This window comes from Planococcus sp. 11815, assembly GCF_051096385.1.
GTDB lineage: Bacteria > Bacillota > Bacilli > Bacillales_A > Planococcaceae > Planococcus > Planococcus citreus.
Genome location: NZ_CP096991.1, coordinates 3,294,084 through 3,309,777, shown reverse-complemented (window position 1 = coordinate 3,309,777; position 15,694 = coordinate 3,294,084). Strand labels below are relative to the sequence as shown.

The 15,694-nt window shown below is 49.7% G+C and carries 13 protein-coding genes; all 13 read left to right on the top strand.

Annotation, left to right across the window (positions count from 1 at the left end):
* Positions 1-148 precede the first annotated feature (148 nt).
* The 13 genes from rpsF to M1Q06_RS16545 all read left to right on the top strand — a co-directional run bounded on the left by rpsF (position 149) and on the right by M1Q06_RS16545 (position 15,685).
* Positions 149-436, top strand: coding sequence for a 30S ribosomal protein S6 (gene rpsF / locus M1Q06_RS16605; protein WP_058382280.1), 288 nt, complete (start codon positions 149-151; stop codon positions 434-436).
* A 51-nt stretch (positions 437-487) separates the two neighbouring features.
* On the top strand, positions 488-982 hold the full coding sequence (ssb, locus tag M1Q06_RS16600) for a single-stranded DNA-binding protein (protein ID WP_058382281.1): 495 nt from the start codon (positions 488-490) through the stop codon (positions 980-982).
* A 53-nt stretch (positions 983-1,035) separates the two neighbouring features.
* Positions 1,036-1,272 (top strand): 30S ribosomal protein S18, encoded by a 237-nt coding sequence (rpsR, locus tag M1Q06_RS16595; protein ID WP_058382282.1) that lies wholly within the window; start codon positions 1,036-1,038, stop codon positions 1,270-1,272.
* 914 nt (positions 1,273-2,186) lie between these two features.
* Positions 2,187-3,140 (top strand): YybS family protein, encoded by a 954-nt coding sequence (locus M1Q06_RS16590; protein WP_404466994.1) that lies wholly within the window; start codon positions 2,187-2,189, stop codon positions 3,138-3,140.
* A 14-nt stretch (positions 3,141-3,154) separates the two neighbouring features.
* Entirely contained in the window at positions 3,155-5,131 is a 1,977-nt protein-coding gene (locus M1Q06_RS16585) for a DHH family phosphoesterase (protein WP_434400836.1), read from the top strand.
* A complete protein-coding gene (rplI, locus tag M1Q06_RS16580) occupies positions 5,128-5,577 on the top strand; it encodes a 50S ribosomal protein L9 (RefSeq protein WP_121299388.1) in 450 nt (149 codons plus the stop codon). The genes M1Q06_RS16585 and rplI overlap by 4 nt, the downstream gene beginning before the upstream one ends.
* Positions 5,578-5,588: 11 nt before the next feature.
* Positions 5,589-6,944, top strand: coding sequence for a replicative DNA helicase (gene dnaB, locus M1Q06_RS16575; protein ID WP_058382286.1), 1,356 nt, complete (start codon positions 5,589-5,591; stop codon positions 6,942-6,944).
* Between the two features lie 144 nt (positions 6,945-7,088).
* Positions 7,089-8,375 carry an adenylosuccinate synthase gene (locus tag M1Q06_RS16570; protein WP_101192089.1) on the top strand — a complete coding sequence of 429 codons (1,287 nt, stop codon included), beginning with the start codon at positions 7,089-7,091 and terminating at the stop codon, positions 8,373-8,375.
* A gap of 356 nt (positions 8,376-8,731) precedes the next feature.
* A complete protein-coding gene (locus tag M1Q06_RS16565; protein ID WP_434400833.1) occupies positions 8,732-10,018 on the top strand; it encodes a M23 family metallopeptidase in 1,287 nt (428 codons plus the stop codon).
* Between the two features lie 1,021 nt (positions 10,019-11,039).
* A complete protein-coding gene (yycF, locus tag M1Q06_RS16560) occupies positions 11,040-11,747 on the top strand; it encodes a response regulator YycF (RefSeq protein ID WP_058382289.1) in 708 nt (235 codons plus the stop codon).
* 5 nt (positions 11,748-11,752) lie between these two features.
* Positions 11,753-13,579: a cell wall metabolism sensor histidine kinase WalK gene (gene walK / locus M1Q06_RS16555; RefSeq protein WP_101192086.1), complete on the top strand. Its 1,827-nt coding sequence runs from the start codon at positions 11,753-11,755 to the stop codon at positions 13,577-13,579.
* A complete protein-coding gene (locus M1Q06_RS16550; protein ID WP_232787131.1) occupies positions 13,570-14,895 on the top strand; it encodes a YycH family regulatory protein in 1,326 nt (441 codons plus the stop codon). The genes walK and M1Q06_RS16550 overlap by 10 nt, the downstream gene beginning before the upstream one ends.
* On the top strand, positions 14,882-15,685 hold the full coding sequence (locus M1Q06_RS16545; protein ID WP_434400830.1) for a two-component system regulatory protein YycI: 804 nt from the start codon (positions 14,882-14,884) through the stop codon (positions 15,683-15,685). The genes M1Q06_RS16550 and M1Q06_RS16545 overlap by 14 nt, the downstream gene beginning before the upstream one ends.
* Positions 15,686-15,694 lie beyond the last annotated feature (9 nt).

The window sequence follows — 15,694 nt, the reverse complement described above, 5'->3', positions numbered from 1 at the left end:
TTTTGATGCTCCCAGTATAGCCTAAATTACAGCTTGCCGGAAGCCTCAGCGTATGCTACAATATATTGATGTGAGTAATATTTATGATTGCTTGCTCCTTGCCCGCTGGAAACAGCAGGGCCCAAGTCCATAAGGAGGTGACAATACGATGAGAGAATATGAAGTAATGTACATTGTACGCCCGAACATTGAAGAGGACGCTAAGAAAGCGCTAGTTGAGCGTTTCAGCGAAATCCTAACTTCAAACGGTGCGGAAATCATCGAGTCGAAAGAATGGGGTAAACGCCGTTTGGCTTATGAAATCAATGATTTCAAAGAAGGTTTCTACCAGATCGTGAAAGCGAACGCTGGAACTGAAGCTATCAACGAGTTTACACGTCTTGCGAACATCAATGAAGACATTATCCGCCACATCGCTGTACGCCTAGACGTATAAGATAAGCGGAATACAGATAATACACGACTTGAAAAAGGAGGTTGAATTCTGATGATCAACCGGGTTGTATTGGTCGGAAGACTGACAAAAGATCCTGATCTTCGTTACACGCCAAGCGGAGCGGCGGTGGCTCGTTTTACACTTGCTGTAAACCGGACATTCTCCAATGCGCAAGGTGAACGCGAAGCAGATTTTATCAATTGTACCGTTTGGCGCAAGCAGGCTGAAAACACAGCGAATTTCCTCAAAAAAGGGAGTCTCGCCGGTGTCGAAGGCCGCATTCAGACTGGCAGCTACGAGGGTCAAGATGGCAAGCGCGTTTATACGACGGAAGTGGTGGCGGACAGCGTTCAATTCCTTGAACCGAAAAGCGCCAACTCCGGATCTGGGGATCGTTCAAACGATCGCTCGTATGGACAGCAGCCGTCTTATCAACAGAACCAACCGTCTAGTCCAAGTCAGCAAAACAATACTCGTGTAGATGACGATCCGTTTTCAAGCGGAAGCGGGAAGATCGAAGTTTCGGACGACGATCTGCCGTTCTAAACCAGGCGTCCATCAGCGAATAGAAAATCTGAAAATGAGGGAGGTAATTCGATATGGCACCACGTCGCGGAGGCAAGAAGCGTAAAAAGGTTTGTTATTTCACTTCAAACAACATTACACGCATCGACTACAAAGACACTGATTTGCTTAAGAAATTCATTTCTGAGCGAGGCAAAATTTTGCCACGTCGTGTTACGGGCACAAGCGCTAAATGGCAACGTCGTTTGACGATTGCAGTTAAACGCGCTCGTATCATGGCACTTCTACCGTTCGTAGCGGAAGAAAAATAAGATTGTCCAAAGAGGCCGGGAAACCGGCCTCTTTTTTATATGCTTTGGGAAGTTGACTAGATTAAAAAACTAAGATTACGCCGCAAAAAGCTTGTACTTGATGCTAGAGAAGTGAAAAGAAGTGAAAAGAAGTGAAAAGAAGTGAAAAGAAGTGAGTGGAAAAGCTTCTGCTTTTCGACTTCGTTGCAGGGGGCTGCTTGCCGTGGGGCGGGTGTTGAGCCAACGTGCCGCAAAGCGCGCGCCACGTTTGTCTCGCCAGCCCGCGCGGTCCCACAGGCGTCAGCCCCCTTTCACTCCGTCTCCAGTTTTAGAGGGGAAGGAATTTTTTTCTGTTCACTCGACAGAAAATGTAGAAATGCTTCCTGTTTTTCAGCTGAAGTTATCTTTGATGTAGAGAGGCTAGTTAGTTCTAATCCACCAACGTGCCAGACGCTTCATCCCGGGAAGTGATTTCCCCGCTAGCCGGCAACTAAATAAAGAAGCAGATCTACTTAAACGCACTCGACTCAAAGAAATCACTCAGCCGCCCAGCGTAAAAGGGTGAGCCGAAGCAGTAAGACAAGTGTTCTTCTTGGCTTACTGCCAGAGGCCAACCCAAAGCAGGGTGGCGAATAACAAGATGAAGCTTAAATAGAATGCTGAAACAGTTCGACAAGCAAACTCTCGCTATCTTGTTATATATTTTTCGAAAAAGCGATTCCTACACTTTATTTTCATCGACTATTTCCATCCGCCGGTAAATCAGCGATAATGATTTTCTATAGGCAGCCATTGCCGGAGGGCGCGAACTTTTTCCTTCTCGAAACGGGGCGATAGGTGTACAGTGAGGCAACCTCCCTTTTTTGTTCGGGGGCTTGAATCATGGTACAATTATACGGATGAAATAAACCCGAAAGAAGATGAAAAACGCAGATATGCCTAACCAAAAGACACGTCAGTTGACGAATGGAGCCATGATGACGGCGCTGTTTGCCGTCCTATTGGCTATTTCTGTATATGTACCGGTGCTGAGTTTAATCAGTACCCTGTTTTTGGCATTGCCGATTGCTTGGTATAGCGCCAAGTATCCGGCAAAGGCGTCGGCGCTGGTCGCAGTGGTCGGGGTCGTGTTAAGCTTTCTGATCGGCGGATTGCTGTCATTGCCTTTGGCGTTGATCCACATTCCGCTAGGGCTCATGATTGGGCTGTCGATCCATTATAAAAAAAGTAAATTGTTCATGTTCATGGGCGCGAGCATCGTCTTGCTGCTATCATTGATGTTGCAATATGTGGCAGCTATCGCCTTTTTAGGAATTAATTTCCTGGAAGAATTCATGGCGACGATGCGCAGTTCGTATGAACAGGCCGGTACGTGGCTGGAGCGCCTCGGATCGGAATCGACGCAAGAATACGAGGAGCTTGTGGCGCAGTTCATGCTGACCTTCGAGACCTTGCTGCCGACGCTATTGATTTTGTCGGTATTTACGACGGTGTGGATCTTGTTGTTGATTCTGTTGCCGATTTTGAAACGGCTTGGAATCGAAGTGCCGAAATTCCCGCCGTTCCGCGAGATGCGCTTGCCGAAAAGCGTGCTGTGGTATTATTTGATCGTCATTTTGGTGTCCTTGCTGTCGGATTTCGAGCAAGGGACCATGGCTTATTTGATTTTCGCCAATGCCTCGATGCTTTTGCAGTTCCTGTTGTTCTTGCAGGGGGTATCGTTCTATCATTTCTATATCCACCAAGAGGGCTGGCCCCGCTGGGTGATGGTTGTTGTGACGGTTCTGGCATTTCCTTTGCAGTCGTTTACGAGCATCATCGGGATTTTGGATCTCGGCTTCGACATCCGGGGCTGGATCAAGCGGGCGCACGAGTCTAAAGGAAAGTAAGGAGCTGAAGAGAAATGTCGGCTTTTTTCAGGAAACGTAATCTAAGATACCCATTGCTGGCATTGCTGGCTCTTGGCATGGCCGCTGTGATCCTCATCTCCCTTTGGTCTGAATGGGGCGCGGGCATTTTCGCCATCCTTTACGGGGCGGCGATCACCTCGGCGTGGGTACTGGAGAAACGCAACTATGAAGAGACCGAAAAGCATATCGAAACGCTGTCCTACCGGATGAAAAAAGTCGGCGAGGAAGCATTGCTCGAGATGCCGATCGGGATTTTGCTGGTCAATGAAAATCAGCAAATCGAATGGGCCAACCCCTATATCACCTCGGCACTCGATTACGAGACGCTGATCGGTGAATCGGTTTACAGCTTGACGGAAGAATTTAACCAATTGGTCAAATCTGCCGAATCGAATGAAATGGTCATGTCGCTTGGCGGCCGCAAATACCGCGTCTACTACCGGGCAGATGACCGCTTGTTCTATTTGTTCGATATTACCGAGCAAGTGGAGATTGAAACTTTGTATCATGCGGACCGGACCGTCATCGGCATCCTGTTCATCGATAATTACGATGAATTATCACAAGGGATGGACGATCAGGTGCGCAGTAATTTAAATAGCCTGGTGACGTCCTTGATCAACCGATGGGGGACCGATAACGGCATTTTCGTGAAACGGATTTCATCGGACCGCTTTATGGCAGTGTTCAATGAATCCATCTTGAAGCAATTGGAAGAAACCAAGTTCACAGTGCTCGATGACATCCGGGAAGTAACAGCGAAAGACAATATGGCGCTGACATTGAGCATCGGGGTCGGAGCGGGTTCCGCTTCCTTGATCGAACTGGGCGCCATGGCGCAATCGGGGCTGGATTTGGTGCTCGGGCGCGGCGGCGACCAAGTGGCGATCAAGCATCCGAGCGGCAAGGTCAAGTTCTACGGGGGCAAAACAAACCCGGTCGAAAAACGCACGAGGGTGCGCGCACGCGTCATTTCGCATGCGCTGCGCGATTTGATCCAGGAAAGCGACCAAGTCTTTGTCATGGGTCATAAAATGCCCGATATGGACTCGATTGGCGCCGCGGTCGGCGTTGCCAAAATGGCGGAAATGAACCGCGTCAAAGGCCGCATCGTCATCGACTTCGACGAATACGACCGCAGTGTCATGCGCTTGATGGAAGAGATCGAAAGCGATCCGGACTTGTTCGAGCGTTTCATTACCCCGGAAGAGGCATTATCGGAAATGACCGAGCATTCACTGCTCGTCGTGGTCGATACGCACAAACCGTCGATGGTCATCGATGAACGCCTGCTTCAGCGCATGGAGCGTGTCGTCCTGATCGACCATCACAGAAGAGGCGAGGAATTCATCACCAATACGATGCTCGTCTATATGGAGCCGTACGCCTCGTCTACAGCTGAGCTGGTGACCGAATTGATCGAATACCAGCCGAAACACGAAAAATTGACGATGCTCGAAGCGACAGCGATGCTCGCCGGGATCATCGTCGACACGAAAAGCTTTACGCTGCGCACCGGTGCAAGGACCTTTGAAGCGGCATCTTATTTGCGCTCGAACGGTGCCGATACTGTGCTCGTGCAGCGATTATTGAAAGAAGACCTCGATACGTACATCGAGCGGGCGAAAATCGTCCAGAGTGTGGAATTTGTCGGCGACGGCATCGCCATCGCAAAAGGCGAGCCAGGGCGTATCTACAGCCCCGTGCTGATCGCCCAGACGGCGGATATCCTGCTGACGATGAAAGACGTCAATGCATCATTCGTTATCGCAGAGCGGACAGAAGGCGGCGTCGGCATCAGTGCCCGTTCGCTCGGTGAAGTCAATGTACAGGTCGTGATGGAAAATCTCGGCGGCGGCGGCCATTTAACGAATGCAGCCACGCAAATGCCGGATGCAAGCATTGAAGAAGCGGTCGGGCAATTGAAGGCCGTATTATACGAAAATGATAGAGGGGGATCTGAAGAATGAAAGTGATTTTCTTGAAAGACGTAAAAAATGTAGGAAAAAAAGGCGATATCAAAAACGTGGCGGACGGCTACGCGAACAACTTCCTGCTGAAGAACAACTTGGCAGTGGAAGCGGACCAGGCAGCGATGAGCAAACTTGCCGGACAGCAGAAGAAACAGGAAAAAGAAGCGGAGCAAGAGTTGGATGAAGCGAAAGAGCTGAAAGAAAAACTTGAAGCTTTAACGATTGAACTGACAGCGAAATCCGGTGATGACGGGCGCTTGTTCGGCTCGATCACGACCAAGCAAATAGCGAAAGAACTTGAAAAGACCCATGGCCATAAAATCGACAAGCGCAAAATGGAGCTCGACGACGCCATTCGCGCGCTCGGCTACACGAATGTGCCGGTGAAATTGCATCACGACGTAACCGCGACATTGCGTGTACACGTTACTGAAGAAGCGTAAGGGGAATAGATATGAACGAATCGATCGACCGCGTCCCGCCGCATAACCAGGAAGCTGAGCAATCCGTTATCGGGGCCATTTTCCTGGAGCCACAGGCACTTGTTTCCGTAGCGGAAATCGTCATGCCGGAAGATTTCTACCGCGTCGCCCATCAGAAGATTTTCCAGACGATGATCGATTTGACGGATCGCGGCAAAGCGGTGGACTTGGTCACGGTGACAGAAGAGCTATCGGTCAAGAAAGAGCTGGAAGATGTCGGCGGCTTATCGTATTTGACCGAGATCGCCAACGCGGTGCCGACAGCCGCCAACGTTGGGCATTACGCCCACATTGTAGAAGAGAAAGCCTTATTGCGCCGCCTCATCCGAGTGGCCACCACGATCGTCGAAGACGGCTTTACGCGTGAAGACGAAGTGGAAGCTTTGCTTGCGGAAGCGGAGAAGAAAATGATGGAAGTGTCGAGCCGCAAAAATGCGGGCGACTTTATCCATATCAAAGATGTATTGGTGAAAACTTACGACAATATCGAGCTTTTGCATACGCGTAAAGGCGATGTCACCGGCATTCCGACCGGTTTCCGCGATTTGGACAAAGTGACAGCGGGTTTCCAGCGCAACGATTTAATCATCGTTGCCGCCCGCCCGTCCGTTGGTAAGACAGCCTTCGCGCTCAACGTCGCGCAAAACGTTGCGACGAAGACCGAAGAAAATGTCGCGATCTTCAGTTTGGAGATGGGTGCAGAGCAGCTCGTCATGCGGATGCTCTGTGCAGAAGGCAATATCGACGCCCAAGTCATGCGGACAGGCGCGCTCCAAAATGAAGACTGGCGCAAGCTGACGATGGCGATGGGCAGTTTATCGAATGCCGGCATTTTCATCGATGATACGCCGGGTATCCGCGTCAACGATATCCGCGCGAAATGCCGCCGTCTCAAGCAGGAATACGGCCTTGGCATGATCATGATCGATTATTTGCAACTGATCCAAGGACCCGGCAAAGCCGGCGAAAACCGCCAGCAGGAAGTATCCGATATTTCCCGTTCTTTGAAAGGGCTGGCGCGTGAACTCGAAGTCCCGGTCATCGCCTTGTCGCAGCTATCCCGTGGGGTTGAGCAGCGGCAAGACAAACGGCCGATGATGTCCGATTTGCGTGAATCCGGATCGATTGAGCAAGATGCCGATATCGTATCGTTTTTATACCGCGAAGATTATTACGATAAAGAAACCGAAGATCAGAACATGATTGAAATCATTATCGCCAAGCAGCGGAACGGCCCGACCGGCACCGTTAAGCTGGCGTTTGTGAAGGAATACAATAAGTTCGTCACCATCGATTGGGCTGACCAAGAAGGCGGCGGCGATTTCTAGCACAACTATTAAACACGAACATTAAATGCAGACATGCATTTCGATGTTCGTGTTTTCTTTGGTTTCATATTGACGCCGCGGCGCTCTATTGGTACAATAAAGACTGTTTGAAACAGGGCGACAAGCCTAACGGAGGTGCGGACGATGACATCAGTCGTAGTAGTAGGAACGCAATGGGGAGACGAAGGAAAAGGGAAAATCACGGATTTTCTGTCGGAACACGCAGAAGTAATCGCGCGTTACCAAGGCGGCAATAACGCCGGCCACACAATCATTTTTGGCGGCGAAACGTATAAATTGCATTTGATTCCATCGGGGATTTTTTATAAAGATAAAACATCGGTCATCGGCAACGGCATGGTCGTTGACCCGAAAGCGCTTGTGCAAGAGCTGAAAGGCCTTCACGACCGCGGGGTGACGACGGAGAACTTGCGCATTTCAAACCGCGCACACGTCATTTTGCCTTACCACATCAAGCAAGATGAAGTGGAAGAAGCGCGCCGCGGCGCCAACAAGATCGGTACGACCGGAAAAGGCATCGGGCCTGCGTATATGGACAAAGCGGCACGTGTCGGGATCCGCATCGCAGATTTGCTGGACCACGTCGTGTTCGAAGAGAAATTGCGCATGAACTTGAAAGAGAAAAACCGCATGTTCGAGAAATTCTATGAAACAGACGGCTTCACGGTCGAGGAGATCATGGAAGAGTATTATCAATACGGACAGGAAATCGCACAATATGTGACCGACACATCGAAAGTGCTGAACGATGCATTTGATGCCGGCCGCCGCGTATTGTTCGAAGGCGCACAAGGCGTCATGCTCGATATCGACCAAGGCACCTATCCGTTCGTCACGTCATCCAACCCGGTAGCGGGCGGGGTAACGATTGGCGCAGGAGTAGGCCCGACGAATATTTCCCACGTCATCGGCGTCTGCAAAGCCTACACATCACGCGTCGGCGATGGCCCGTTCCCAACGGAATTATTCGATGACATCGGCGATAAGATCCGCACAGTCGGCAAGGAATTCGGCACAACGACAGGCCGTCCGCGCCGCATCGGCTGGTTCGACAGCGTCGTCGTCCGCCACGCACGCCGCGTCAGCGGATTGACGGATTTGACTGTCAACTCGATCGACGTCTTGACGGGGCTTGATACGGTGAAAATCTGTACAGCTTACCGTTACAAAGGCGAATTGATCACGGAATACCCGGCGAACTTGCGCATGCTCGCAGACTGCGAACCGGTCTACGAAGAAATGCCAGGCTGGTCTGAAGACGTAACATCGTGCAAATCATTGGATGAATTGCCGGAAAACGCGCGCCATTACTTGGAGCGCATCTCGCAATTGACCGATGTCCAAATCTCGATTTTCTCTGTCGGGCCGGACCGCAACCAGACAAACATCGTCAAAAGCGTTTGGCGTTAAGCGAATACCCACAAGCCACTGCCTCTAATTAAGAGGGCAGTGGCTTTTTTTTGCGTTTGTTACAAATTCGCCATAAATGAAAAAGCCGTCTCGCGTGCTTATATGTTGTTTATGACAACAAGGTCACAGGAAATGGCTGCCAAATGGAAAATAAGGACGGAAATCATAAGTTTTTTGCCTTTATTTGCAGAATTAAAGAAAATCATGACAATAAATGGATAATAATGTATGGTACATAACACTTCTGTAACAATGAGTTTATCGGGTGAGCCTTTGAAAACGGATGTGGTAGAGTGGGGAAGTTGAAAAAACGGAAGACCCCGCGATGGGAGTACGAAAGGAGCCAGACCCGCAACATGAACGTGAAACACCAGAACGAAGATAAGTTGAAACTGCGCAAATGGAAAATCGGAACCGCTCTCGTTTTAGCTGCCAGTGCATTCGGCGCCAACACGATTTTTGCCGAACCGAATGAGCCGCAAAACCTGGAGTCGGTTTATCATATATATCACAACACCAGTTACCTTGGAGCCGTCTCAGACGACGCGCCGATCGACGAATTAATTGATGAAAAACTGGAAACGGCCTCAAGCGAATACGACAACCTGCGCCTCGCGCCGAGTGACAAGCTGAACATTTTAACCGAACAAGCCGTGGCATCCAGCTCGACGGACGACGAGGCGGTCATCAGCCAGCTGGACGATCGATTAAAGGTTAAAGCGGAAGCCTTCGCCCTGCAAGTCGACGGCGAAGCGGCGGTCTATGTGAAAGACCGGAAAGCTTATGAAGAGACCGTCCAGCTCATGAAACAAAGCGCCTTAACAGAAGAAGAGCTCGAGCAATTCGAAGAGCAGCAAGACGAAAACGAACTGCCTGAGCTGAAAGCGGGCGAGTCGCGCATCACCGATATTTCCTTTTCGGAACCGATCAATGGCTTGTCGAAGCAGATTGACCCAAAACAAGTGATGGAGCCGAAACAAGCTGCAGAACACGTAACAGATGAGCTCGGCGTGGACGTGCTCGTCAATAAAGCCGAAAAAGCTTTGAAGAAAATGCCATACGAAACGGTCGAAAAAGACAGCAAAGATGTCTATATCGGCGAAACGGAAGTCGGCCAAAAAGGCAAGCGCGGCGAAAAAGCCGTGAGCTACGCTGTACGCGAAGTCAACGGCGAACGCGTCGGCCGTTCCGAAACACGCGAGAAAATCCTGAAAGAGCCGGTCGACAAAATTGTCCTTGAAGGCGAGAAAGAATTGCCGGGCATCGGCACAGGCGAATTCACTTGGCCGGCAGATGGCGGCTACGTTTCAAGCAAGAAAGGCCAGCGCTGGGGCCGTGCCCATAAAGGCATCGACATCGCGCGGCCCGATACGCTCGATATCGTCTCCGCAGACCATGGGACGGTGACAAAAGCAGGTAAAGCCGGCACATTCGGCAATCGCGTCGTCGTTGACCATAAGAACGGCTATGAGACGATCTATGCGCACCTCTCGTCGATTGACGTTAAAGTGGGCGATAAAGTGTCTCCGCATACGAAACTCGGCGACATGGGGACGACAGGACGCTCTACAGGCATCCACCTGCATTTCGAGCTATCCTACGAAGGCCAAGACCGCGACCCGTTGGATTATGCGAAGAAATAAACGAACGAAAAGCTGCCAGTTTGCTGGGAGCTTTTTTTGTATTTTAAATGGATAATTTGTGGATGTGAACAGGAGTTTATGAAGTGAAAAGAAGTGAGTGGAAAAGCTTTCGCTTTTCGACTGCGTTGCAGGGGGCTGCTTGCCGTGGGGCGGGTGTTGAGCCAACGTGCCACAAAGCGTGGCACGTTTGTCTCGCCAGCCCGCGCGGTCCCACAGGCGTCAGCCCCCTTCCACTTCGTCTCTAGTTTTAGAGTGAGCGGATTGTTTCTTCAGTTCATTTAAAGTGAAGTGTGGAAATGCATCATGTTTTGTAGCTCGTATTGTTTGGATCAAAGAGAGTGTAATTTTCAGTTCAAACACCTATTTGTCAGATGCCGCATCTCAGGAAGCGATTTCCCCACTAGCCGGTAACTCGTACAGAAGCAGATCCACCTAAATACACTCCACTCAATGAAATCACCAAGCCGCCATGCGCCAAGGGTGAGCCGATGCCGTAAGACAGGCGTCCTTCCTGGCTTATGGCAAGAGGCCAATCCAAAGCAGAGCGGCGAATAATAAGAGGAAGAAAAAGTAGAATGCAGAGATAGTTCGACACACGAACTCCCGCTATCTTCTTATATATTTTCCGAGAAGCGATTCCCCCACTAGCCGGCAACTGGTTATAGAAGCAAATCTACCTGAACACACTCGACTCAACGAAATCTTCAAGCCGCCCAGCGTAAAGGGGTGAGCCGAAGCCGTAAGACAAGTGTTCTTCTTGGCTTATGGCGAGAGGCCAACCCAAAGCAGGGCGGCGAAGACCAATATGATGCTTAATTAGCATACAAAAATATGTCTACACGAAATCCCTCACTCTTATCGCCAGGCTTTTACGCCTCTAGAATCCGTGCGCCGCTGAGCCCCGTTGTGACCATCCAAAGGTGCGAAATGCTTGAAATAATGATAAAGTAAAGGATAGCAAAGAATGTCAAAACGGCTGTGTACATGTGGAACAAATGGGAAGCAGAGGGGGAGAAGATAGATGAATAAAACAATATTAGTTGTGGATGATGAGAAGCCAATTGCGGATATCCTGCAATTTAATTTGAAAAAAGAAGGCTTTAATGTGGTAGTGGCTTATGATGGCGACGAGGCGATCAAAGTGGCGGAAGAAATTCAGCCGGACTTGATGCTGCTCGATATCATGCTGCCGAACCGCGACGGCATGGAAGTATGCCGCGAAGTGCGCAAGAAATTCGATTTTCCGATCATTATGCTGACGGCGAAAGATTCAGAGATCGACAAAGTGTTGGGGCTTGAACTTGGAGCCGATGATTATGTGACAAAACCGTTCTCGACGCGGGAATTGATTGCCCGCGTAAAAGCGAACTTGCGCCGCCAGAACGTCGTGCCGGCAGAAGAGGAAGGCGTCGGCTCGAACGATATCCAGGTAGGGTCGTTGACGATTCAGCCGGATGCGTATTTGGTGTTGAAGCGTGAAGAGACGATTGAATTGACACATCGTGAATTCGAGCTATTGCATTATTTAGCGAAGCATATCGGGCAAGTCATGACGCGTGAGCATTTGCTGCAGACGGTATGGGGCTATGATTATTTCGGCGACGTGCGGACAGTGGACGTCACGATTCGCCGTTTGCGTGAAAAAATTGAAGACAATCCGAGTCACCCAGCGTGGATCGTGACGCGTCGCGGCGTCGGCTACTACCTGCGGAACCCTGAACAGGAGTAGGCTGAATGCTGAAAACCAGTTTTTTTAAGTCGATCCATGTGAAATTTGTGTTGATTTATATTTTGCTGATTCTCTTGGCGATGCAGATCATCGGCCTTTATTTTTCCGAGCAGCTTGAAGGAACATTGCGGGGGAACTTCGAGGATTCCATTAGAGACCGGATGGAAATCATCGAATTCAGCGTGCGCGAAGAAATGATCCGCAATCGGACAGATGAAGACTTGACCATCGAGCAGAGCCTGCGGTCGGTCCTTACGAATTTTGATTCGGGTGATATTGATGAAATCCGCGTGGTCGATAATCGCTACCGTATTTTGGGAACTTCCACGGGTGAGAATCAATCGCTCGTCGGCCAGCGTTCGACAGATGACCAAATTCGCCGTTCCATTATTGGCGAGACCTTATTAGAACAGACGTATATAGACGACAACCGGGAAGAACGGGTATGGGTCAGGACTTTGCCGATTACAGCGGTAGGGGGCGAAATGCTCGGTACGCTCTATGTCAAAGCGGAAGTTGAGAACGTCTATGACCAAATGGATACCATCAACTCGATTTTGGCAGGAGGTACAGCCATTGCATTGGTGATAACGGCTGTGCTTGGGGTGTTGGTCGCCCAGACGATCTCAAGGCCGATCGCTGATATGCGCAAGCAAGCGCAAGCGATGGCTAAAGGCAATTTCTCGCGTAAAGTCCGGGTCTATAGCGAAGATGAAATCGGCCAGCTGGCCCGTGCCTTCAATCATTTGACGAACCGGCTGCAGGAATCCCAGCAGTCGACGGAAAGTGAGCGGCGAAAACTCGCTTCGGTGCTTGCCAATATGACGGACGGTGTTCTTTCGACCGACCGCAGAGGGCGCATCATCTTGATCAACGAACCGGCTTTGCAATTATTAAATGTTTCACGTGAAACAGTGATCAACCGGCCGGTCACGACAGTGCTGGGATTGGATGAATCTTATACATTCGAAGATTTAATCGATATGCGCGATGCAATCACGCTGGATATCAGTTCGCAGGATCAAGCGACGCTGTTGCGCACGACTTTCTCGGTCATCCAAAAAGAGACCGGTTTTGTCAACGGCTTGATTGCCGTTCTGCACGATAATACAGAGCAGGAGAAGATCGATATGGAACGCCGCGAGTTTGTGGCGAACGTATCGCATGAATTGCGGACACCGCTCACGACGATGCGCAGTTATTTGGAGGCGCTCGCTGATGGGGCGTGGCAAGATCCGGATCTTGCACCGAATTTCCTTAATGTGACGCAGACCGAGACCGAGCGGATGATCCGCCTCGTCAACGATTTGCTGAAACTGTCGAAGATGGATTCGAGCGAAGCGGATTTGAGCCGCGAAATGGTCGAATTCGGCGTGTTCTTCAATCGAATCATTGACCGTTTCGAGATGTCGAAATCACAAAACGTGTCATTTGAGCGTAAAGTGCCAAAATCGCAGTATTTTGTGGAAATCGATACCGATAAATTGACGCAAGTCATCGATAACATCATTTCTAATGCCTTGAAATACTCACCGGAAGGCGGTAAAGTGCGCTTTTCCGTCCGTGAGAAAGAAGGCGAATTGCTCGTCTCTATCAGCGACGAAGGAATGGGCATCCCGAAAGAAAACGTCGAGCGGATTTTCGACCGTTTCTACCGTGTCGACCGTGCGCGTTCGCGTGCAATGGGCGGAACGGGACTGGGCCTTGCGATTTCGAAGGAAATGATCAATGCCCATGGCGGCAGAATCTGGGCACAAAGCAAGTACGGCAAAGGGACTTCGATTTACTTCACCTTGCCATATGAAATTGATGATGGAGGTGAATGGGATTGAAGTATTTGGAGCATGTAAAATCCATTGCCCTGTTCATCCTGATTTTTCTCAGCTTAGCACTGACCTTCACAATTTGGACCTTCACCCCGTCGCTTGAAGAGATTGAAACGCCTACACAAGTGGACGTGGCAATCGGCGATAAGCGCAGTGCAGACGAAGTCGTCCGGCCGGTGAAAGTGCTGTATCATCACGAAGATAAAGTGACCGGCACTTTTTCCCAGACTGAAATCGAAGAGATGCTGGAAACAATCCAGCAATGGCAAATTTCCGATGTCCAGATATTTGAAGAAGAAGCAGGGACAGAAGTACTGAAGCAATATTTACAAAATCCAGGGCGCACCGTGCTGTATTATCCAGGTGCTGTGCCGTTCCCTGTGTTCGATGCCATTATGGACATTACCGATAATAATCTACCGGAATCGACCTTCAACCGCGTTGTTGTCGAATGGGGAACAGAGGAAGATCCCGATTCCGTCATTTATTTTATCAACACCGGCTCGGGCCGTGTATACGAGGCACAAGTATCGGAAACAGAGTTGGTAAAATTCCGCGGCGATTATGTGCAACAGTCGGAAGAATATGATCGCTATATCACGGATCCGCGCATCGGCAATTTGCCGGTTTATGTGCCGGAAGATCCGATAGAGAAGACTGGCTTTGACTACCTATTGGAAGAAACCTCGGCGGCCATCTTTGCGGATGCCATTATGGACAGCCCGTCTGCAGAATTTGCAGGGGATCTGCAAAGTGAGGAGTTCACCGATGATTCGGGTGCGATCATGCGTGAATTGGATAGCCAGAAAAGCATCAATTACGTGCAGCCTAAAGCCGAAACCTCTGACCCGGCGATTCCGTCCGATCTCGTGTTCAACTCCATCAACTTTGTTAATGAGCATGGAGGATGGACCGATCAATACGTATATTTTGGCATGAAATCGGTCAATCAGCAGATCAGCTATCAGCTGTTTTTCGAAGGTTCCCCGGTTTTCAGCAATATGACAGCTGTAAGTTTAGATGTTGAATGGGGTATAGACAACGGCATTGAGCAGGCATTCCGCTATAGCCGCCCGACTTATTTGCTTGATTCGGTCGCAGAAACCCGCACAATTGAAATGGCGTCTGGCGAAGCGGTATTGGATGCTTTGGCCCGACTTGAAATGGACCTATCGACAATTGAAGCGGTAACGATCGGCTACGAACTGACTGAATCAGAGCCTTTGATCACCTTTCAACCCGCTTGGTATTATAAAGCAAATGGCAAATGGACACGGCTATCTGACGAATCAGTAGGAGGCGTGAAGCTTGGATTGGAGTAAAACAAAAACCATTTTCATAGTTGTCTTTTCGATTCTAAATGTCTTCTTGTATTCGTTGTATATCGACCGCTATACGGAAGCAGAACGAATTGAATTGCTTCCGGAATCGACCATCGATGAGAAATTACGCGGTGATAATATCACTTATTCCGCTTTGCCGGAAGTCTCAGAAGACAAGCCATACGTACGCGGTGAATCGAAATCTTTTGCTGGCACCGAATTGGATATTGATGGCATCGTCAACGTCCTGGAAGACCGGATGCTGCAAGTAACTTACGATGAACCGATTGACTTGGAGGGCGACAAAGCAGACGCATTGGCAGCTTTCATTGAAGAGGAAGTACCGGAAAGCTCGGAATACAGCCTTTGGCAAATCGATGAAAATCAGAACCACGCGGTGTTTTTCCAGCAGATGGCGGGTGTCCCGTTGTTTTATAGCAAGGGCGGCCAATTGACCGTGTTCTGGGATGAGAATGACGCCGTTATCGGTTTTGAGCAGACCTTATTCGACAACATCATCGAAAATGAAGAACAAAAGAAATTGATTTCACCACTTCAGGCAATCCATACCCTTTACCAGAAGAGCTTATTGGAGACAAACAGCCGCATCACCGAAGCTGAACTTGGCTATTCGACACATGTTCAAGTATCGGAGAACCGGCAAATGTTCGTCCCAACTTGGCGCATCCGCGTGAAGGATTCCGAAGGCGAGGAAACGGATCATTTCGTCAATGCCATCAAGGACGGTGTCATTGAGCTGAACAAACAGAAAGAGGAAACAGCAGAGTAAGGAGATTTT

Bases quoted from the DNA above. Each gene is read 5' to 3' on its own strand.
- rpsF (WP_058382280.1), top strand. From the start codon at position 149: ATGAGAGAATATGAAGTAATGTACATTGTACGCCCGAACATTGAAGAG.
- ssb (WP_058382281.1), top strand. From the start codon at position 488: ATGATCAACCGGGTTGTATTGGTCGGAAGACTGACAAAAGATCCTGAT.
- rpsR (WP_058382282.1), top strand. From the start codon at position 1,036: ATGGCACCACGTCGCGGAGGCAAGAAGCGTAAAAAGGTTTGTTATTTC.
- M1Q06_RS16590 (WP_404466994.1), top strand. From the start codon at position 2,187: ATGCCTAACCAAAAGACACGTCAGTTGACGAATGGAGCCATGATGACG.
- M1Q06_RS16585 (WP_434400836.1), top strand. From the start codon at position 3,155: ATGTCGGCTTTTTTCAGGAAACGTAATCTAAGATACCCATTGCTGGCA.
- rplI (WP_121299388.1), top strand. From the start codon at position 5,128: ATGAAAGTGATTTTCTTGAAAGACGTAAAAAATGTAGGAAAAAAAGGC.
- dnaB (WP_058382286.1), top strand. From the start codon at position 5,589: ATGAACGAATCGATCGACCGCGTCCCGCCGCATAACCAGGAAGCTGAG.
- M1Q06_RS16570 (WP_101192089.1), top strand. From the start codon at position 7,089: ATGACATCAGTCGTAGTAGTAGGAACGCAATGGGGAGACGAAGGAAAA.
- M1Q06_RS16565 (WP_434400833.1), top strand. From the start codon at position 8,732: ATGAACGTGAAACACCAGAACGAAGATAAGTTGAAACTGCGCAAATGG.
- yycF (WP_058382289.1), top strand. From the start codon at position 11,040: ATGAATAAAACAATATTAGTTGTGGATGATGAGAAGCCAATTGCGGAT.
- walK (WP_101192086.1), top strand. From the start codon at position 11,753: ATGCTGAAAACCAGTTTTTTTAAGTCGATCCATGTGAAATTTGTGTTG.
- M1Q06_RS16550 (WP_232787131.1), top strand. From the start codon at position 13,570: ATGGGATTGAAGTATTTGGAGCATGTAAAATCCATTGCCCTGTTCATC.